This window comes from Nocardioides sp. Z13_37 (assembly GCF_058355585.1).
The window spans coordinates 311432-331359 of the sequence record NZ_JBZGDV010000001.1 but is presented as its reverse complement, the minus strand read 5'-3'; the positions used below and the strand labels follow the sequence as shown (position 1 = coordinate 331359).

The 19928-nt window shown below is 72.0% G+C and carries 18 protein-coding genes; 11 read left to right on the top strand and 7 right to left on the bottom strand.

Annotated features, from left to right (window positions below):
* The first annotated feature begins 76 nt into the window (after positions 1-76).
* Positions 77-2026, top strand: a complete 1950-nt coding sequence (locus tag AC4H2S_RS01580) for a M3 family metallopeptidase (protein ID WP_491495201.1) — start codon at positions 77-79, stop codon at positions 2024-2026.
* Positions 2027-2074: 48 nt separating this feature from the next.
* Here the strand turns inward: AC4H2S_RS01580 and AC4H2S_RS01575 are convergent, their stop codons facing one another.
* The 3 genes from AC4H2S_RS01575 to AC4H2S_RS01565 form a co-directional block, all read right to left on the bottom strand.
* A complete protein-coding gene (locus AC4H2S_RS01575; protein ID WP_491495200.1) occupies positions 2075-3511 on the bottom strand; it encodes a M28 family metallopeptidase in 1437 nt (478 codons plus the stop codon).
* 78 nt (positions 3512-3589) lie between these two features.
* Entirely contained in the window at positions 3590-5599 is a 2010-nt protein-coding gene (locus tag AC4H2S_RS01570; protein ID WP_491495199.1) for a M4 family metallopeptidase, read from the bottom strand.
* Between the two features lie 264 nt (positions 5600-5863).
* Entirely contained in the window at positions 5864-6574 is a 711-nt protein-coding gene (locus tag AC4H2S_RS01565) for an SGNH/GDSL hydrolase family protein (protein ID WP_491495198.1), read from the bottom strand.
* Between the two features lie 84 nt (positions 6575-6658).
* On the opposite strand from AC4H2S_RS01565, the gene AC4H2S_RS01560 reads away from it, so the two are divergent.
* A complete protein-coding gene (locus AC4H2S_RS01560) occupies positions 6659-7459 on the top strand; it encodes a GNAT family N-acetyltransferase (protein WP_491495197.1) in 801 nt (266 codons plus the stop codon).
* 419 nt (positions 7460-7878) lie between these two features.
* Here the strand turns inward: AC4H2S_RS01560 and AC4H2S_RS01555 are convergent, their stop codons facing one another.
* A complete protein-coding gene (locus AC4H2S_RS01555; protein ID WP_491495196.1) occupies positions 7879-8169 on the bottom strand; it encodes a Dabb family protein in 291 nt (96 codons plus the stop codon).
* A gap of 189 nt (positions 8170-8358) precedes the next feature.
* On the opposite strand from AC4H2S_RS01555, the gene dnaK reads away from it, so the two are divergent.
* The 6 genes from dnaK to AC4H2S_RS01525 all read left to right on the top strand — a co-directional run bounded on the left by dnaK (position 8359) and on the right by AC4H2S_RS01525 (position 13376).
* On the top strand, positions 8359-10221 hold the full coding sequence (gene dnaK, locus AC4H2S_RS01550; protein ID WP_491495195.1) for a molecular chaperone DnaK: 1863 nt from the start codon (positions 8359-8361) through the stop codon (positions 10219-10221).
* Positions 10218-10889 carry a nucleotide exchange factor GrpE gene (grpE, locus tag AC4H2S_RS01545; protein WP_491495194.1) on the top strand — a complete coding sequence of 224 codons (672 nt, stop codon included), beginning with the start codon at positions 10218-10220 and terminating at the stop codon, positions 10887-10889. The genes dnaK and grpE overlap by 4 nt, the downstream gene beginning before the upstream one ends.
* Before the next feature lie 114 nt (positions 10890-11003).
* Positions 11004-12182, top strand: a complete 1179-nt coding sequence (dnaJ, locus tag AC4H2S_RS01540) for a molecular chaperone DnaJ (RefSeq protein ID WP_491495193.1) — start codon at positions 11004-11006, stop codon at positions 12180-12182.
* The gene (locus tag AC4H2S_RS01535; RefSeq protein WP_491495192.1) at positions 12179-12592 is read left to right on the top strand and encodes a heat shock protein transcriptional repressor HspR; all 414 of its coding nucleotides are present in this window, start codon (positions 12179-12181) and stop codon (positions 12590-12592) included. The genes dnaJ and AC4H2S_RS01535 overlap by 4 nt, the downstream gene beginning before the upstream one ends.
* A 1-nt stretch (position 12593) precedes the next feature.
* A complete protein-coding gene (locus AC4H2S_RS01530) occupies positions 12594-13058 on the top strand; it encodes an SRPBCC domain-containing protein (protein ID WP_491495191.1) in 465 nt (154 codons plus the stop codon).
* A gap of 72 nt (positions 13059-13130) precedes the next feature.
* Positions 13131-13376, top strand: coding sequence for a hypothetical protein (locus tag AC4H2S_RS01525; RefSeq protein WP_491495190.1), 246 nt, complete (start codon positions 13131-13133; stop codon positions 13374-13376).
* Between the two features lie 131 nt (positions 13377-13507).
* Here the strand turns inward: AC4H2S_RS01525 and AC4H2S_RS01520 are convergent, their stop codons facing one another.
* Both AC4H2S_RS01520 and AC4H2S_RS01515 read right to left on the bottom strand, forming a co-directional pair.
* Positions 13508-14353 (bottom strand): aldo/keto reductase, encoded by an 846-nt coding sequence (locus AC4H2S_RS01520; RefSeq protein ID WP_491495189.1) that lies wholly within the window; start codon positions 14351-14353, stop codon positions 13508-13510.
* Positions 14354-14398: 45 nt separating this feature from the next.
* Entirely contained in the window at positions 14399-15022 is a 624-nt protein-coding gene (locus AC4H2S_RS01515) for a MerR family transcriptional regulator (RefSeq protein WP_491495188.1), read from the bottom strand.
* Positions 15023-15108: 86 nt separating this feature from the next.
* Here AC4H2S_RS01515 and AC4H2S_RS01510 point away from each other — a divergent pair, with 86 nt between their 5' ends.
* On the top strand, positions 15109-15531 hold the full coding sequence (locus AC4H2S_RS01510) for a hypothetical protein (protein WP_491495187.1): 423 nt from the start codon (positions 15109-15111) through the stop codon (positions 15529-15531).
* Positions 15532-15537: 6 nt separating this feature from the next.
* Here AC4H2S_RS01510 and AC4H2S_RS01505 read toward each other — a convergent pair whose 3' ends face one another.
* Positions 15538-16335, bottom strand: coding sequence for a pentapeptide repeat-containing protein (locus AC4H2S_RS01505; protein ID WP_491495186.1), 798 nt, complete (start codon positions 16333-16335; stop codon positions 15538-15540).
* Between the two features lie 236 nt (positions 16336-16571).
* Between AC4H2S_RS01505 and AC4H2S_RS01500 the strand changes: the two genes are divergently transcribed.
* Positions 16572-17072: a YflT domain-containing protein gene (locus AC4H2S_RS01500; protein WP_491495185.1), complete on the top strand. Its 501-nt coding sequence runs from the start codon at positions 16572-16574 to the stop codon at positions 17070-17072.
* A 138-nt stretch (positions 17073-17210) separates the two neighbouring features.
* Complete coding sequence (gene clpB / locus AC4H2S_RS01495; RefSeq protein WP_491495184.1) at positions 17211-19796, top strand: ATP-dependent chaperone ClpB; 2586 nt, start codon at positions 17211-17213, stop codon at positions 19794-19796.
* Positions 19797-19928 lie beyond the last annotated feature (132 nt).

Genomic DNA, 19928 nt, shown 5'->3' with positions numbered 1-19928 from the left:
CCCCGAAGGTGCGCCCAGACGTACGCCTCCGGCCCGGGTGGTGGAACCCGGCAGGGGGCGCGCCTAGGCTCGCCCGGTGGCAACCGATCCCCTGACCCCCGCCCCGCCCGCCCCGCTCACCCTCCCCGGCGACGGGGACTGGCTCGACTGGGTGACGCGGCGCTGCCACGACCAGCTCGAGGAGGCCCGGCGCCAGGTCGGGCTGGTCAAGGCCGGCTCGTCCGACCTCCCCGTCGTGCTCGTCGCGTGGAACAAGGCCGAGACCGCGATCTCCAACGCCGAGGCCGTGGCGCTCTGGGCCGAGGTGCACCCCGACGCCGCGGTCCGCGACCGGGCCGACGACCTCGGCCAGGAGGTCCAGAAGTACGTCACCGAGCTCGGCCTCGACCGCGACCTCTACGCCGTGTTCGACCGGCTGGCGACGACCTCCGACCTCAGTGCCCTCGACGCCGACGCCCGACGCGTCCTCGAGCACACGCTGCGCGACTTCCGGCGCGCGGGCGTCGACCGCGACGACGCCACCCGTGACCGGCTCCGGGCGCTCAGCGAGCAGGCCGTGAAGCTGTCGCAGGACTTCGGCCGCACCATCCGCGACGACGTCCGCTCGGTCCGGATCGCGCCGGACCGGCTCGCCGGCCTCCCCGACGACTACCGCGCCGCCCACGCCCCCGACGAGGACGGCCTGGTCACCCTCACCACCGACTACCCCGACCTCGTCCCCTTCCTCACCTTCGGCGCCGATGCCGAGGCCCGCCACGACCTCGCCCTCGCGCACAGCAACGTGGCGTGGCCCGCCAACGACCAGGTCCTGCAGGACCTGCTGGCCGTGCGCCGGGAGACCGCGCAGCTGCTCGGCTACGACTCGTGGCCCGACTACGACACCGAGGTCAAGATGATCGGGAGCGGCCAGGCGGTCGCCGACTTCATCGACCGGATCGGCGACGCCGCCAAGGAGCGGGCGGCCCAGGAGGTCGCCGTCCTGCTCGAGCGCAAGCGCGCCGACGACCCCACCGCCGACACGGTCACCGGCTACGACTCGCGCTACTACTCCGAGCTCGTGCGCCGCGAGCAGTACGACGTCGACGGGCAGGTCGTGCGCACCTACTTCGCGTTCGAGCAGGTGCGGCAGGGCCTGCTCGACGTGACCGGGCGGCTGTTCGGCCTGACGTGGACGCCCGTCCCCCGCGAGGAGGCCGGCACCTGGCACGAGGAGGTGGCCAGCTACGACGTCGGGCTCGGCGGCACCCGGATCGGGCGCATCCACCTCGACCTGCACCCGCGCGAGGGAAAGTTCAAGCACGCCGCCCAGTTCGACCTCGTCAAGGGCATCGCCGGCGAGCAGCTGCCCGAGGGCGTGCTGGTGTGCAACTTCGCCCGCGGCCTGATGGAGCACGACGAGGTGGTCACCCTCTTCCACGAGTTCGGCCACCTGGTCCACCACGTCCTCGCCGGCCAGGGCGAGTGGGCGCGCTTCTCCGGTGTCGCCACGGAGTGGGACTTCGTCGAGGCGCCGAGCCAGATGCTCGAGGAGTGGGCGTGGGACGCCGACGTGCTGGCCACCTTCGCCCGCAACGAGGCGGGGGAGACGATCCCGGCCGAGCTGGTCGCGGCGATGCGCCGCGCCGACCACTTCGGCAAGGGCCTCTACGCCGTGCAGCAGATGTCGTACGCCGCCCGGTCCTACTGGTTCCACGCGGGCCCGCACGATGACCTCACCGCCTACGGCGACGAGCTGCAGCGCCGCTACTCGGTGATCCCGCCGCTCGAGGGCGCGCACATGCACTGCGCCTTCGGCCACCTCGACGGCTACTCGTCGGGCTACTACACCTACATGTGGTCGCTGGTGATCGCCAAGGACCTGTTCTCCGCGTTCGACCCCGACGACCTCTTCGCCGCCGGTGTCGCGCATGCCTACCGCGACAAGGTGCTGGCGATGGGCGGGCGCAAGGACGCCGCCGACCTCGTCGCCGACTTCCTGGGCCGGCCCTACTCCTTCGACAGCTGGGCTGCCTGGCTCGCCGAGTGAGCCCGGCGACCGGGAGGGGCAGGACCGGCCCTCACCTGCGGGGCCGCCTCAGCTCGTCGTCACCGAGGTGTCGTCCAGCACGACGCTGGTCTGCAGTGACGCGTCCTCGCTCATCAGGAACCGCACGGTGACGGTTCTGCCGCGGTAGGCGAGCAGGCTGTGGGAGAACTGCGCATAGCTCCCGCCCGCGCCCGCGTTGCTGAAGGTGCGCAGCGTCGTCGTCGTGCCGGCGCTGATCACCTGCACCCTGAGCATGTCGTACGCCGTCGAGCCGGACTCGGCGGTGTCGGTGCGGAGCCAGTAGGCCAGCGACGCCGCGGTGGCCGCCGCCGGGATGCTCACCTGCTGGGAGACGTTCTCCGAGGACGTCCGGCCGTTGCCGCCGAGCCACGCTTTCCACGTGCCGGTGCGGGCCGGGCGCGCGGTGCTGCTGGTGATCGCCTCCGTCGTGCCGGACCACGCGCTCGCACCGGACTCGAAGCCCGGGTTGGCGAGCAGGTTGGTGCCGGTGGGAGGAGTCGTCGGCGGCGGGGTCGTGCCGTAGTCCTTGTCGGCGTGGACCCACACCATGTGGCCGATCATGTCGAGGTTGCGGTCGAGCGCGGTGCTGTTGACGTTGGCCGTGGTGTCGCACGAGCGGTGGTAGCAGGGGTCGAACGCCCGGCCGGCGGTGCCACCCCACTTCGCGGCCTGCGCGGCGGTCTTGATCGTCTCGCCGCCCGAGTACATGCCCGTCGTGGGGATGCCCTGGGCGCGGAACGACGCGTGGTCCGAGCGGCCCTGCACGTCGACGTACTCCCACGCGATGCCCTTCGACGTGTAGTAGGCCGTCATCGCGTCGCGGGCGCCGTTGCCGGCGGGGTTGTCGTCGTAGACGAAGTAGCCGGGGTTGGGCGAGCCGACCATGTCGAAGTTCATGTAGAGCTCGATGCGGTCCTTGTCGGCGGCCGGCAGGGTGCGCATGTAGAGGTTGCTGCCGAGCAGGCCCTGCTCCTCCGCGCCCCACCAGGCGAACCGCAGGTGGTTGCGGGAGGTGGTGCCGCTCGCCGCCCAGGCGAGGGCGGCCTCGAGCACCGCGGCCGAGCCGGTGCCGTTGTCGTTGATGCCGGGGCCCGCGGCGACGCTGTCGAGGTGGGCGCCGGTCATCACCACGTGCTCGGGGTCGCCGCCCGGCCAGTCGGCCACGAGGTTGTAGGACGTGCCCGAGGAGGTCGAGAGCTGCTGCACCTGGGTCGTGTAGCCGGCGGCGTCGAGCCGGGCCCGCACCCAGTCGAGCGAGGCCTTGTAGCCGGGGCGGCCGGTGGCCCGGTTTCCGCCGTTGGCGGTGGCGATCGACTGCAGCTGCTGGAGGTGGGCGGTGACGTTGGCGATGCTGAGGTCGGGCGAGGGGGCCGCGACCGCGGGCGGGGTGCCGCCCACGAGCGCCCCGGCGACGAGGGCGGCGGTGGCCACGGCGGACAGGACGGGCGTACGGAGCGAGCGCATGGGATCTCCCGGAGGGCTGGACAGGGGAACGGGGCGGGGCAGCAGCCGCTGCCCCGCCCCGTCACGGAGTGGCTGGCGTCAGGAGACGTTCAGCGCGGTGTCGTCGACCACGAAGCTGGTCTGGAGCGAGGCGTCCTCGGTCATCGTGAAGCGGATGGTGACCGTCCTGCCCTTGTAGGAGGTGAGGCTGTGCGAGTACTGCGTGTAGGTCGTGCTGGTGCCCACGTTGGTGAAGGTGCGCAGCGTGGTGGCCGTCGACCCGTCGACGACCTGCACCCGCATCCGGTCGTACGCCGTCGAGCCGCTCTCGGCGGTGTCGGTGCGGATCCAGTAGGACAGCGTGGCGGCCGTGGCGGTGGCCGGGATGGTCACCGTCTGGTTGATCGTCTCGGTGCTGGTCCGGCCGTTGCCGCCGAGCCAGGCCTTGGAGGAGCCGGTGCGGGCCGGACGGCTGGCATTGGTGGTGATCACGCCGGTGTTGCCCGTCCAGCTGGTCGCGCCGGACTCGAAGCCCGGGTTGGCCAGGAGGTTGCCGCCGGTCGGCGGGGGAGGCGTGGTGCCGCCACCGCAGGTCGGGTCGGCGGTCTGGGCGGGCACGTTGACCGCGTCCCAGGCGTTCTTGACGGCGTTGAACTGGGCGCAGGTGCTGTCCAGGTTCTTGGCCGCGGTGAGCGTCCAGGTGCGGTACTTGAGGTAGTTCGACGAGCTGGTGTTCATCAGCATCGCGTTGTAGAGGACCTTGATGGCCGCCTGCTCGCCGAGGCCGGTCGTCGAGGTGCCGTCGCACTTCGACACGCCGCCGCGCGAGAGCAGGTAGAACCAGTGGTCGCCGGGGCCGGCGGCCGCGTGGACCTCCGCGGAGGGGATGGAGCTGGTGTAGCAGGACGGGTCGCCGACGTTGGCCGGGTTGGAGCCGTCACGGATCGGGCCCTGCCCGACGAGGTTGACCTCCTCGCCGACGGTGTGGTCGGGGGAGTCGTACGGCGCGGACTGGCCGTCGTAGTACTCGGTGGCCGCGGCGAGCGCGTCACCGATGAACTCCTGGGTGCCGCCGCCGGAGATGCCGCCCGGCGTCTTGTCGTCGACGCCGTGGCCGAACTCGTGGGCCACCACGTCCATCGCGGAGATCCAGGCGCCGGCCTGGTTCTTGCCGATCTGGACCTGCGTGCCGTCGTAGTAGGCGTTGATGTCGTTGAGGCCGACGCGGATCGGCACCCACCCGCCCGAGCCGTTCATGCCGTTGCGGCCCAGCCAGGACGACATCATCGCCTTCATCTGCTGGGCGGCGTAGAGCGCGTCGACGCAGCCGGTCTCGCGGTTGGTCGCGTTGCCGTTGCCCCACACGTCGTCGCTGCCGGTGAACGTAGCGTTGGTGGCGGCGTCCTGGCAGCGCAGCGTGGTCGCCGTCGGGTCGGTCATCGAGTAGCTGCTGCCCGAGCCGCTCGTCGCGATGGGCAGCGGATTGGGACCGGAGTAGGCCGCCGTGCCCGTGCCGTGGGCGATCTGCTCGCGCGCCTCGAGGACGCTGCCGTCCTCGGCGTCGACCCAGACCTTCTGCCACGACGCCTCGCCGGCGTCGGTGCCCCGCACCTCGACCTCGTAGGCCAGGCGGGTGCCGGAGTCGCGGTGCCAGACGACGAGCTCGGGCGCCGAGGCGTCGGCCACCTCGTCGACCTGTCCCTTCGCGACGGCGCTCGCGCGCGCGGCGGGCACCGAGGCGGTGGTGTCGCTGATCGCGACGGGCGCCTCCTGGGCGACCGACGAGCCGACGACCCGGCCGTCGGCGTCGGCGAGGACGACGAAGTCGCCGCCGACCACGCGCAGGCCCTCGTGGGTCCGCTCGTAGGCCATGGCGTAGATGCCGCTGTCCCCCTCGAACGTGCCGGTGCGGACGAAGGCGTCCGCCGCGGCCCGCTCGAGCGCGCGGGAGTGGCCCTTGACCCAGGCGGACGCCGCCTGCTGGGCCTCGAGGCGGGGATCGCCCGCCGCGGGGGAGGCGGCGGCCGAGGTGACGGTCGGCGCCAGGAAGGATGCAGCGACGGCTGACGCTGCGATACCGGCCAGGAAGGCCGGGCGGAGTGATTTCACTGGGGTGTCCAATCGTGAGTTCGCGCCCGGAGGACGCGAGGATGGATTGGGTGCTGCGGACCTCTGCACAAAGTCGCAATCGCCGACCACCCCGTCAATGAGCGCTGATCTGCGCGTTCGTGCAACGCGAGAACCTGCACCGTTCGGCCGATCCTCGGCGGAAGTGTCCGATAGCCGACGGCGCGCGACCGATCATCGACCGGCGCGGGGCACGAGTGGGTGCCGGCGGCGGGTCGGTGCGGGTGCTGGGCGGGTGCGTGCGGCTCAGCGGGCCAGCACGGCCGGTCGCGTCGGGCGTAGGTCCGCGAGGCGCTCGACGACCGCGTCGCCGAACGCGCGGTGCCCGGCCGCGGTGAGGTGCAGCCGGTCGTCGAGGTAGTCGACGTCGAGGTCGCTGGTCGCGAGGTAGGGCACGCCGTAGAGCGCGGAGAGCCGGGCCAGCTGGGCGTCGACCCGCGGCACGGCGCCCGCTCGCAGCGGCGCGGTCGCCGGGCCGACGACGAGCACGCGGTGCCCGCGCAGGTCGGCCATCAGGGCGCGGAAGCCGTGGTCGATGGCCCGGGCGGGCTGGTCGTAGTCGTTGAGCCCGCCCGCGACGACGACGAGCTGCGGGCGCACGCCGAGCGCGGTCGGGGCCCGGTCGTGGAACGACACGCGGCCGCAGCCGCTGGCCTGGGCGCTGAAGCCGGAGCCGGAGAACCCGCGGACGTGCACCTCGCCCGGCAGGCGGGTCGGCCACGACCCGACCAGGCGGTCCAGGCCGAGGCCGACGGACCAGGAGTCGCCGATCACCAGGACCCGGGGCCCCTCGCCGGTCACCGCGCCCGCCCGCTCGCGGGCCTCGATGCGGTGCTGCTGGCACCGGGTCGGGCCGGCGTCGGCGACGTCGGCGACGTAGAACGCCAGGAGGGCAGCGAACAGCAGCACGACTCCCGAGGCGCCGGCGACCCGGCGCGGGTTCCCCACACGCAGCACAGGACAAGTGTGCGCCCACCTGCCGTTCCCGCGCAGAGGAAAACCCCTGAGATTTCCCCGGCTCCACCCCTACGCTGGCCGCCCATGACGACCGATCCGCTCCTGGCGGCCTACGACGACCAGCTGCGCACCGACGCCGAGATGGCCGGCGCGCACGACCTACGACGCGAGGGTCCGCTGTGGTGGGGGGTCTTCGACCACGGCGGCTTCGTGTCCTACCGCGACCTCGGCGGACTCGAGGGCGCCGACCTCGACGCGCTGGTCGAGCGCACCGTCGCGCACTTCCGCGACGACACCGACGTCACGTCGTTCGAGTGGAAGTCGCGCGGGCACGACCGGCCGGCCGACCTCGGCGAGCGGCTCGTGGCCCACGGGCTCGAGGCCGAGCCGCAGGAGACCGTGATGATCGGCGAGGCGACGCTGCTCGACGTCGAGGTGCCCCTCGCGGACACTCCCCAGGGTCCCGTCGTGCTCCGCCGGCTGGCGCCGGGACCCACCGCCGCCGCCGACGTCGCGCGGATGCTCGCCGCGCAGGAGGCGGTCTTCGGCAACGGCCGCGGCCCGTCGCTGAGCTCGACCCTGGCCGAGATGGAGTCCGGCCGCTCCGAGCTCTGGGTCGCCGAGGTCGGCGACCGGGTCGTGTGCGCGGGCCGCCTCACCCCGGTCGAGGGCACCGAGTTCGCCGGGATCTGGGGCGGCGCGACCGTCCCCGATCTCCGCGGCCGGGGCATCTACCGCGCCCTCGTCGCGGCCCGCGCCCGCTCCGCCGTCGAGCGGGGCATCCGCTACATCCACTCCGACTGCACCGACATGTCGCGCCCCATCCTGGAGCGCTCCGGCCTCCGCGCGGTCACCACCACGACGCCGTACGTCTGGTCCCGCTGACTCGTCGAGTGGGCGCGTCGTGGCGCTGAATCTCGGTCGAGTGGGCGCGTTGTGGCGCCGAATGCCGGTCGAGTGGGCGCGTTCTGGCGCCGAATGCCGGTCGAGTCGGCGCGTTCTGGCGCTGAATCGCGGTCGAGTGGGCGCGTTGTGGCGCTGAATCTCGGTCGAGTCGGCGCGTTCTGGCGCTGAATCTCGGTCGAGTGGGCGCGTTCTGGCGCCGAATGCCGGTCGAGTCGGCGCATCCTGCGCGTCAACTGCGTGGCTACCACGTCAGGATGCGCCTACTCGAGGGGGAATGCGGGTCAGGATGCGCCGACTCGAGGGGGAATGCGGGTCAGGATGCGCCGACTCGGCGGCGTGTGCGGGTCAGGATGCGCCGACTCGGCGGCGTGTGCGGGTCAGGACGCGCCCACTCGGCGTCAGAGGGGGGCGTAGTCGATCTCGAGGAAGTCGGCGACCTCCGGCACCCACCGCTCGGCGACGAACGCGGTGTGCACCGGGTGCTCGTTGTAGCCGTCGTACGCCGCCTGGTCGGCGAACTCCATCGAGAAGCCGAAGGTGAAGTCGTTCTTCGCGCTGGTCTGGCGCAGCTGCTCGTACGCCGTGACGCCGGGGACGTCGGCCAGCGCGCGGGCGGCGGCCAGGAAGTCGGCCTCCTCCGCGGAGCCGGGGGAGTGGTGGAGCCGGAAGGCGACGGTGTGGCGGATCATGCGGCCAAGGCTAGAGCGATCCACGTCACACACGACAGTTCGGCCGATCCGGGAACATCCCCGCGCCACCTGCGTTGTACCCCATGAATAGACTTGAGTCACAGCGACTCAACTGTTTTGCCTCCTGCGTGGACAACACGGCAGGATGGCACGCAGACTCACCGTCATCCACACGCAGGAGGTAACACCATGGCTCGAGCGGTCGGCATCGACCTCGGCACGACGAACTCCGTCGTCGCCGTTCTGGAGGGTGGCGAGCCCACCGTCATCGCCAACGCCGAGGGTGCCCGGACGACCCCGTCCGTCGTCGCCTTCACCAAGTCCGGCGAGGTCCTCGTGGGCGAGGTCGCCAAGCGTCAGGCGGTCACCAACGTCGATCGCACCATCCGGTCGGTCAAGCGCCACATGGGCGAGGACTGGTCGGTCAAGATCGACGACAAGACCTTCACCCCGCAGCAGATCAGCGCCTTCGTGCTGCAGAAGCTCAAGCGGGACGCCGAGGCCTACCTGGGCGAGACCGTGACCGACGCGGTCATCACCGTGCCGGCCTACTTCTCCGACTCCCAGCGCCAGGCCACCAAGGAGGCCGGCGAGATCGCGGGCCTCAACGTCAGCCGCATCGTCAACGAGCCCACCGCGGCCGCCCTGGCCTACGGCCTCGACAAGGGCGAGGACCAGACGATCCTCGTCTTCGACCTCGGCGGCGGCACGTTCGACGTGTCCCTGCTCGAGATCGGCGAGGGCGTCGTCGAGGTCAAGGCGACCTCCGGCGACAACCACCTCGGCGGTGACGACTGGGACAACCGCATCGTGGAGTGGATGGTCAAGAAGTTCAAGGACGCCAACGGCGTCGACCTCGGGGCCGACAAGATCGCCAAGCAGCGCCTCCAGGAGGCCGCGGAGAAGGCGAAGATCGAGCTGTCCTCCTCCAGCGAGACCACGATCCACCTGCCCTACATCACCCACGGCGAGTCCGGCCCGCTGCACTTCGAGGAGAAGCTGACCCGCAGCGAGTTCCAGAAGCTCACGGCCGACCTGCTCGAGCGCACCAAGGCGCCGTTCCAGTCGGTGCTCAAGGACGGCGGCGTCGCGATCAAGGACATCGACCACGTGGTGCTCGTGGGTGGCTCCACCCGCATGCCCGCCGTGGCCGAGGCCGTCAAGGACCTGCTCGGTGGCAAGGAGCCCAACAAGGGCGTCAACCCCGACGAGGTCGTGGCGCTCGGCGCCGCGCTCCAGGCCGGCGTGCTCAAGGGCGAGGTCAAGGACGTGCTGCTCCTCGACGTCACCCCGCTCTCCCTCGGCATCGAGACCAAGGGCGGCGTGATGACCACGCTCATCGAGCGCAACACCACCATCCCCACCAAGCGGTCGGAGATCTTCACCACCGCCGACGACAACCAGCCGTCGGTGGAGATCAAGGTCGCGCAGGGCGAGCGCCAGATGTGGTCGCAGAACCAGCCGCTCGGCAACTTCGAGCTGACCGGCCTCCCGCCGGCCCCCCGCGGCGTGCCGAAGATCGAGGTCACCTTCGACATCGACGCCAACGGCATCGTGCACGTCTCGGCCAAGGACCAGGCGTCCGGCCGTGAGCAGTCGATGACCATCTCCGGTGGCTCGGCGCTCAGCAAGGACGAGATCGACCGCATGGTCAAGGAGGCCGAGCAGTACGCCGAGGAGGACGCGCGGCGCCGCGAGACCATCGAGGCCCGCAACCAGGGCGACCAGCTCGTCTACACGACCGAGAAGTTCCTCGCCGACAACACCGACAAGCTCCCCGAGGACGTCAAGACCGAGGTCCAGGCCGACGTCGACGCCCTCAAGGAGACCCTGGCCAAGGAGGACGCGTCCTCCGAGGAGATCACCGCGGGCATCACCAAGCTGGGCGAGTCCAGCCAGAAGATGGGTGCCGCGATGTACGCCGCCGCCGAGGCCGACGAGGCCGCCGCGGGTGGCAGCACCGGGGCCACCGGTGAGTCCGACGACGACGTCGTCGACGCCGAGATCGTCGACGAGTCGACCGACGGCGCCGCCGAGGGTGACTCCAAGTGACGCAGCGCCCCGACGAGCCCATTCGGGGCACCGAGGCGACCGACCTCCCGGAGGGGGAGCCCGCCGCGGCTCCCTCTCCGGAGGGCTCCGGCGGGTTCGGTGCCGCAGCGGGCCAGGCGCCCGCCCAGACCGAGGTGGAGGAGCAGGTCGCCGATGACGCCGTCGCCGGCGACGCCCCCGGCACCGCCGAGGAGCGGCCCGAGGGCGGCTCCGACGACGCGGGCGAGGGCGACGCCGACTCGTTGAGGAAGGCCGTGGCCGACCTCACCGACGACCTCAAGCGCGTCCAGGCCGAGTACGCCAACTACCGCAAGCGGGTCGACCGCGACCGGCAGTTCGTCGCCGAGTCCGCGGCCTACAAGGCGCTGACCCCGGTGATCGAGGTCCTCGACACCATCGACCGTGCCCGCGAGCACGGCGAGCTCGAGGGTGGCCTCAAGGCGGTCGCCGACCAGCTCGAGCGGGTGGTCGGTGCGGCGGGCCTGGTGCGCTTCGGCGAGCCGGGCGACGCGTTCGACCCGACGCTGCACGAGGCGCTGAGCCACCTCGGTGCCGAGGAGGGCGTCGAGGTGACGACCGTCAAGCACGTCGCCAAGGGCGGCTACAAGATGGGCGACCGGGTCGTCCGGGCCGCCCAGGTGCTCGTGGTCGATCCCGTCGACGCCTGACCGGCGCCGGGGCGATGACCGGGGCGACGAGGGCGTCGACGACATCGATGACAACGACGACAGGGCCCGTGACCGGGGCCCACGACCACGTCGAGGACGAAGGGAGGTTGGTGCGTGGCTGACAACGAAGGTTTCCGCAACGACTGGGCGACCAAGGACTTCTACCAGGTCCTCGGCGTCGCCCAGGACGCCAGCGCGGCCGACATCAAGAAGGCCTACCGCAAGCTGGCGCGCGCCAACCACCCCGACTCCAACCCGGGCGACGAGGCCAAGCACGAGAAGTTCAAGGCCGTCGCCGAGGCCTACGACGTCATCGGTGACGAGGCCAAGCGCGCCAAGTACGACGAGTTCCGCTCGCTGCAGGCCCGCGGCGGCTTCGGCGCCGGCATGGGCGGCGGCTTCGGCGGCAGCGGTGGCGGCGGCGGGTTCAACCTCGACGACCTGCTCCGCGACCGCGCGGGCGCCGGCGGCGGGATCGGCGACATGTTCGGCGACCTGTTCGGCGGCGCCCAGCGCGGGCGTACGCAGCAGGCCCGGCCGCGGCGCGGCGCCGACGTCGAGACCTCGGCCACGATCGGGTTCACCGACGCGCTCGACGGCGTGACCGTCTCGCTGCGCCTGACCTCCGACACGGCCTGCCCGACGTGCCAGGGCACCGGCGGCAAGCCGGGCACCCGCCCGCACATCTGCCCCGAGTGCGAGGGCGCGGGCTTCATCGTGTCCGGCACCGGTGGGGCGTTCTCCATCAACGAGACCTGCCCCGCCTGCGGTGGTCGCCAGCTGGTCTACGACGAGCCGTGCCCGACCTGCCACGGCAGCGGCCGCGGCACCTCCGCCCGCACCATCCAGGCCAGGATCCCGGCCGGGGTCAAGGACGGCGCGCGGATCCGGCTCAAGGGCAAGGGGGCGCCGGGCGACAACGGCGGGCCCGCCGGCGACCTGTTCGTCCGGGTCAAGGTCAGCCCGCACCGCGTCTTCGGCCGCAAGGACGACAACCTCACCATCGACGTCCCCGTCTCGTTCGACGAGGCTGCCCTGGGTGCCGAGGTCAAGATCCCGACCCTCGGCGGGGCGCCGGTGACGCTCAAGCTGCCGCCGGGCACGCCCAACGGGCGCACCTTCCGGGTGCGCGGCAAGGGCGCGACCAAGCGTGACGGCAGCAAGGGCGACCTGCTCGCCACCGTCGAGGTCCAGGTACCGCGGCAGCTCGACCCGACCGCCCGTGAGGCCCTCGAGGCCTACCGCGCGGCGACCGCCGGCAAGCCGCTGCGCTCGGGGCTCTTCGAGTCATGAGCGGCGTCTTCCAGCCGCCGTCCCCGGACGCTGCTGTCTACGTCATCTCCGTCGCCGCCGAGCTCACCGGCCTCCACCCGCAGACCCTGCGGGCCTACGAGCGGATGGGGCTGGTCCACCCGGGACGCACGGGGGGCGGCGGTCGTCGCTACTCCCACCGCGACATCGAGCGGCTGCGCGAGATCGCCGACCTCACGCGAGCCGGCATCGGCATCGAGGGGGTCCGGCGGATCATGGACCTCGAGCGCGAGGTCGACGCGCTGCGCGCCCGCAACGACGAGCTCGTCGCCGAGCTCGACGCCGTGCGCCGGGGCTTCGCCGCCCGGGCCGCCGGCAGCCCCGCCAACAAGCTCCCCGTGCTGCACCGGGGCACCGCGCAGTCGCTCGTCGTCTGGCGCGGCGGGCGCTGACGTGCCGCGCATCGACCGGGCCGTCGCCGACGTCGCCGCGACACCGGAGGAGGTCTACGCCGCCTTCGTCGACGCCGACGCGCTCGCCGCGTGGCTCCCCCCGGACGGCATGACCGGCGAGCTGTCCGACGCCGACCTGCGTGCCGGTGGCGGCTTCACCATGACGCTCCACTACGACGAGGCGCCCTCCGCCGGCGGCAAGACCACCGAGAGCAGCGACGTCTCGCGGGTCGCGATCGACGAGCTGGTCGAGGGCGAGCGCGTGGTGTGGGGCGTGGAGTTCGACTCCGACGACCCGGACAACCGGAGCCGGATGACGATGACGTGGACCTTCACCGCCCGCGACAAGGGCACGCGCGTCGCGATCGACGCCACCGACGTGCCCCCGGGCATCGACGTCGCTGCGCACCAGCAGGGGCTCGACGCCTCGCTGGCGCAGCTCGCCGCCAGGTTCGAGGAGGGCTGACCGCCGCCGTCGCGCGGACCCTCCTCGCGCGCTGTCGGAGCCGCCGCGTAGGTTCGACCGTGTGAGTGAGCGATGAGCAAGATGGACAACCTGCGGGCGATGCGCGAGGCCCGCTACGCCGAGGCGCAGAAGCGCTCCGCCGCGGCCCCCGCCAGGCCGAAGGCGCCCGTCGCGCCCCCCGCGGCGGCCAAGCCGGCGCGATCCGCGCCCGCGGACGCCCCGGCCCCCGACGAGGAGCTGTGCGGCCACCGCAACATGAGCGGGCGCACCTGCACCCGCGAGCGCGGGCACGCGGCCAAGAGCCACCGCTACTCCTGACGACCCGCACGGCGGGCCGCCGCCGTGACGGCAGCTCGCGATCGTCGGCCCGGCGGCCACGCTGAGCGTGGCGACCCGACCGGGCGAGCTGCCGTCACGGTGCACCCGGGTCGAGGCCCGGGCGCCGGCGCTCAGCCGGGGATGTAGTCGAACGTGTCGGGGTTGGGGCCGGTGCGCCCCTTCTCGCCACGGTCGAGCCCGGAGATCCGGGCCACCTCGTCGTCGGTGAGCGAGAAGTCGAAGATCTCGAAGTTCTCCTTCATCCGCTCGGGGTTCACCGACTTCGGGAAGACGATGTCGCCGCGCTCGACGTGCCAGCGCAGGGTGACCTGGGCACTCGACCTGCCCTTCGCCTCGGCGATCTCGGTGATCACCGCGTCGTCGAGGACCGCGCCCTGCGCGATCGGCGACCACGCCTCGGTGGCGACGCCGTGGGAGGCGTTGGCGGCGCGGACGGCGTCGTTGGTGAAGTAGGGGTGCACCTCGACCTGGTTGACGACCGGCACGACACCGGTCTCGTCGACGATGCGCTGCAGGTGGGCGGGCTGGAAGTTGGACACGCCCACCGACGCGGCCCGGCCGTCCTCGACGAAGGACGCCATCGTGCGCCAGGTCGAGACGAAGTCGCCGTCGTAGCGCGTGGGCAGCGGCCAGTGGATGAGGAACAGGTCGATGCGGTCGAGGCCGAGGTCGGCGAGCGTCTTGTCGAAGGCGCGCTCGGCCTCCGCGGGCTCGTGGAAGCCGTTGTTGAGCTTGGAGGTCACGAAGACCTCCTCGCGCGGCACGCCGGACGCGCGCAGCGCCTCGCCGACCTGCTTCTCGTTGCCGTACATCTCGGCGGTGTCGATGTGGCGGTAGCCCACCTCGAGGGCACGCGTCACGGCCTCCGCCGTCTCGGCGGGATCGATCTGGAACACGCCGAAGCCGAGCTGCGGGATGGACGTGCCGTCGTGGAGCTGGATACGGGGAACAGTCATGGCAGGCACAGCCCGTCCGGCAGCAGAGGTATTCCGGCGTCCCGCTCAGGAGGGTGGGGCGAGGTCGCTGAAGCGGCGCAGCGACTCGTCCTCGTGGGCGAGGCGGCGCAGGCCGAGCAGGACCGGCTCGGCCAGGACGCTGCCGAGCAGCGCGTAGGTCACCGCCTCGTCGCGGTCGTCGTCCAGCACGCCGCCGACCTCGGCGCGGGCGACGTCGGCCATCGCCGCCGCGTAGCGGGCCAGGCCCTCGGCCGACACCGGCTGGCCGGCGCGCGCCATCGCGTCGAGCGCCGCGGCGACGGCCGTGGCGTGGCGACCGTCGACGTCGGCGCGCGAGCCCCGCGCGGCCAGGAGTGATGCCACCGCCGCGCGGCTCTCCTCCGACGGCGGGGTGTCGGGCTCGGGGGACAGCAGCTGGTGGGCGGCGGCGAGGGCCTCGTGCAGCGAGGTGCGGGAGTCGTCGAGGACGGCCAGCACCTGCCGCACCCGGTCCAGCCCGAAGCCGGCGACGTCGACCAGTGCCCGGATCAGCCGCAGCCGCCTGACGTGCGCCATGTCGTACGACGCGCGGGTCGCTCCCCGTGCCTCGCCCCGGGGGAGCAGCCGCTCGCGCAGGTAGAACTTCACGGTCGGCACGGGCACGCCACTGCGCTGGGCCAGCTCGGCCATCCACATGGAACGTCCTCCCTTTCTCGCTTGCATTGGAGACCTTACTGTCCAATCATTGGAGAGTTCACTATCCAATAGGAGCTGTCATGGAGTCTGCGCCCTACGTCCTGTCCGACGAGTCCCGGATCCTCGCCGGGATCCTGCTGCTCTCGCTGGTGACCGTCGAGACCGGCGGCCTCTACCTGCTGAAGGTCGTCCGCGGCGCGGCCGAGGTGACGCCGTTCCAGGAGAAGTTCGCCCGCGCCGGCCACGCGCACGCCGGGGTGCTGCTCGTCCTCGCCCTGCTGTGCCAGGTCCTGGCGGACGCGACGACCCAGACCGGCGCACTCGACTGGCTCTCCCGCTCCGGCGTGGCCGTGTCGGCCCTGCTGATGCCCGCCGGCTTCTTCTTCTCCTCGATGGGCCGCGGCCGCACCCAGCCCAACGGCCTGGTCGTGCTGGTGCTCGCCGGCGCGGCGCTCCTCGCCGTCAGCCTCACGAGCCTGGGCGTCGGCCTGCTGACCGCCTGAGGCGCCTCACGCCCGCCAGTGGCCCGGGCGCGACAGGCCGTCGGGAAGGGTGGTCGCGACGTCGCCGATCGCGGCGTTGGCCTGGGGCTGGGTGAGGAACAGGGCGCTCGAGAGATCGCAGCCCCGCACGTCGGCATCGCGCAGGTCGGCGCCGAGGAGGTCGGCGTCGCGCAGGTCGGCACCGCGGAGGTCCGCCCGGATCAGCAGCGCGCCGCGGAAGGTGGAGCCGCGGTGGTCGCCGGTGACCCGCTGCCCGGCCAGGTCGGCCCGCGCGTGGTCCCGCCCGGCGGGCCACGGTCGTCGTACGCGCGTGCTGGCCTCGGCCAGCAGCCGGCCGACCCGGTCGTGGAGGGAGTCGAGGTCGGCGAGCAGGATCGTCTCCGGGTCGGCGCCGGTCAGGTCCTCGATCTCGGTGCGCACCGCGTCGGCGGCCGGGTCGGGCGAGCGCCGGGCGACCTCGACGAGGTGGGCGAGCATCTCGTGCAGCTGGCGCATGACCGTGAGCACCGCGCCCATCTCGGCCAGTCGGTGCGGCGGGTTGCCGGGCTCGCGCCACGACACGCCTGCGTAGGTCACCTGCGAGACCTGCTGGCCGGCGCCGAAGCACTCGAAGACGGTGCAGCCCGGCCAGCCGTCCTCGCGCAGCGTCGCGTGGATGCGGCAGCCGTCATCCTCGAGCAGGTTGAGGCAGGGGCGCCCGCCCGGCTTGTCGGCGCCGAAGCCGGCGTCGGCGGAGTAGGGCAGCAGGACGCAGCACAGTGCGAAGCAGCGCGAGCAGTCGGAACTCAACCCGGGTGTCGCCACCCGGGGATCGTCGCACGCGCGTGGTGAGGGAGCGGAAGGGTCCTCAGCCGGTGTACCACCCGTGCTGGATGGCGAAGGCGTTGACCACGAGGAGGAAGACGAACAACGCGCCGACCGCTCGGTTGTCGAAGATCAGCTTGTCCATAGCACCACTCTGCCCGGTTGTTCGCAGAATGAAACAGCTGCTCGGTAAAGAATTCGACCAGACTGCCCGCAGGCGGTCGTATCGTGGAGACATGTCGACCCAGGGCCTGACTCCCTCGTCCCCGCTCAAGCTCCAGTTCCCGCAGTCGCTCGCGGTCTACGACGACTACGCCCAGGCGCAGAGGAGCGTCGACTTCCTCGCCGACGCCGACTTCCCCGTCGACCAGATGATGATCGTGGGCACCGACCTCAAGCGGATCGAGCGGGTCACCGGGAGGCTGACCTGGTCGAAGATCGCCGTCGGCGGCATCCTGTCCGGGCTGTGGTTCGGCGTGTTCATCGGGCTCGTCTTCGCGCTGTTCACCACCGCCAACCTGTGGCAGGTGCTGCTCAGCACGGCGTTCATCGGTGCCACCTTCGGCCTCATCTGGGCCCTGATCGGCTACGCCTTCACGCGCGGGCAGCGCGACTTCTCCTCGGTGACGCAGGTGGTGGCGACGAAGTACGAGGTGCTCGTCGAGCACAAGCACGCCGTGCGGGCGCGCGAGCTGCTGGCCTGCCTGCCGGGGGCGCTGCCCGACCCGTTCGCCTGAGCCACCCGGTGAGCCGCCCGCGGGCCGTGCTCACGGCCGGGGGGTAAAAACTGAAGTTGAGGGGAATCGACTCAACTTCTGGCGCGTTGGAACCAACGGGACCACAGTGGTTCCCACACGACGCAGACGGAGGAAGAGTTGAGCCAGTTCGGTGCCGACAAGTTCACCACCCGCAGCCGCGAGGTCATCGAGGCTGCCCAGCTCGCCGCGACGACCGGCGGCAACACGACCACCGAGCCCATCCACCTGCTCGTCGCCCTGCTGAAGCAGGAGGACGGCGCCACCCGCAGCCTGGTGCAGAAGGCGGGCGTCGACCCGGCCACGCTGCTCGCCCAGGCCGAGGCCGTGCAGCGCCAGCTCCCCCGCGCCACCGGCTCGACCGTGCAGCAGCCCAGCGCGTCGGCCGCCCTGACCAGGGTGCTCGCCTCGGCCCTCGACCTGGCCGGCTCGATGAAGGACGAGTACGTCGCCACCGACCACCTCCTCGTCGCCACCGCGACCGTCGAGTCGAGCGCGAAGAAGGTGCTCACCGACGCCGGTCTCACCGAGTCCGGCCTGCGCGAGGCGATCACGGCCGTGCGCGGCAACCGGCGGGTGACCAGCGAGAGCGCCGAGGCGTCGTACGAGTCGCTCGAGAAGTACTCCGTCGACCTCACCCAGGCGGCCGAGGACGGCCGGCTCGACCCCGTGATCGGCCGTGACGCCGAGATCCGCCGCGTCATCCAGGTGCTCTCGCGACGCACCAAGAACAACCCCGTGCTCATCGGCGAGCCCGGCGTCGGCAAGACCGCCGTGGTCGAGGGCCTCGCCCAGCGTGTGGTCGCCGGCGACGTGCCCGACTCCCTCAAGGGCCGCCGGGTGCTGGCCCTCGACCTCGCGGCGATGGTCGCGGGCGCGAAGTACCGCGGTGAGTTCGAGGAGCGGCTCAAGGCCGTGCTCGAGGAGATCAAGGACGCCGGCGGCCAGGTCATCACCTTCATCGACGAGCTGCACACCGTCGTCGGCGCGGGCGCCGGCGGCGACTCCGCGATGGACGCCGGCAACATGCTCAAGCCGATGCTGGCGCGTGGCGAGCTGCACATGATCGGCGCCACCACGCTCGACGAGTACCGCGAGCGCATCGAGAAGGACCCCGCGCTGGAGCGTCGCTTCCAACAGGTCTTCGTCGGCGAGCCCAGCGTCGAGGACACCATCCAGATCCTGCGCGGCATCCAGGAGAAGTACGAGGCGCACCACGGCGTCCGCATCACCGACGCCGCGCTCGTCGCCGCCGCGACGCTGTCCGACCGCTACATCACCGGGCGCCAGCTGCCCGACAAGGCCATCGACCTCATCGACGAGGCCGCCTCCCGGCTGCGGATGGAGCACGAGTCCTCGCCCGAGGAGATCGACCAGCTCCGTCGCCGGGTCGAGCGGCTCAAGATGGAGGAGTTCGCGCTCGAGAAGGAGACCGACGCCGCGTCGGTCGAGCGGCTCGCGGCGCTGCGCAAGGACCTCGCCGACCACGAGGAGGAGCTGCGCGGGCTCGAGGCCCGCTGGGAGCGCGAGAAGGGCCAGCTCCAGGGCGAGGGCGAGCTGCGCCGTCGCCTCGACCAGCTCAAGATCGACGCCGAGAAGAAGCTGCGCGAGGGTGACCTCGCGGGTGCCTCGGAGATCCAGTACGGCCAGATCCCCGAGCTCGAGAAGCAGATCGCCGAGGTGGAGAGCGTCGAGGCGGTCGACCTCGAGCCGCTGGTCGGCGAGGAGGTCGGCGCCGAGCAGATCGCCGACGTCGTCGAGGCCTGGACCGGCATCCCCACCGGCAAGATGCTGCAGGGCGAGACCGCCAAGCTCCTCGAGATGGAGTCGGTCATCGGCCAGCGCCTGATCGGCCAGCGCGAGGCCGTCAGCGCGGTCAGCGACGCCGTACGCCGCTCGCGCGCCGGCATCGCCGACCCCAACCGGCCGACCGGGTCGTTCCTCTTCCTCGGCCCCACCGGCACCGGCAAGACCGAGCTGGCCAAGGCGCTCGCCGACTTCCTCTTCGACGACGAGCGGGCGATCGTGCGCATCGACATGAGCGAGTACAGCGAGAAGCACTCGGTCTCGCGGCTCGTCGGCGCCCCTCCCGGCTACGTCGGCTACGACGAGGGCGGCCAGCTGACCGAGGCGGTGCGCCGCCGGCCCTACAGCGTCGTGCTGCTCGACGAGGTCGAGAAGGCGCACCCGGAGGTCTTCGACATCCTGCTGCAGGTGCTCGACGACGGCCGGCTCACCGACGGCCAGGGCCGCACGGTCGACTTCCGCAACACCCTGCTGATCCTCACCTCCAACCTCGGCTCCAACTTCCTGGTCGACCCGCTGATGGAGCCGGCGGTGAAGAAGGAGTCGGTGATGGGCGTCGTGCGCGCGCACTTCAAGCCCGAGTTCCTCAACCGGCTCGACGAGGTCGTGATGTTCGACGCGCTGACCAAGGACGACCTGGCGCACATCGTCGACCTTCAGCTCGCGCTGCTGGAGAAGCGGCTCGCGGTGCGGCGGATCAGCATCTCGGTGACCGACGCCGCGCGCGCCTGGCTGGCCGAGACCGGCTACGACCCGGCCTACGGCGCCCGGCCGCTGCGCCGGCTCATCCAGTCGGCCATCGGCGACCCGCTCGCCCGGCTGCTGATCGCCGGCACCATCAGCGACGGCGGCTCGGTCACGGTCGACGTCGGTGAGGACGGGCTCGTCCTCACCTCCTGACCGGTCCCGCCCCGCGCCCACCCGCCCCGCCCCCGCCCCCGCCCGCCGACGCGGACGTACCCCCCTGTAACGCCGGGTTAGCGCCTGTACCCACCTGGATATATCCGGGTGGGTACAGCACCTAACCCGGCG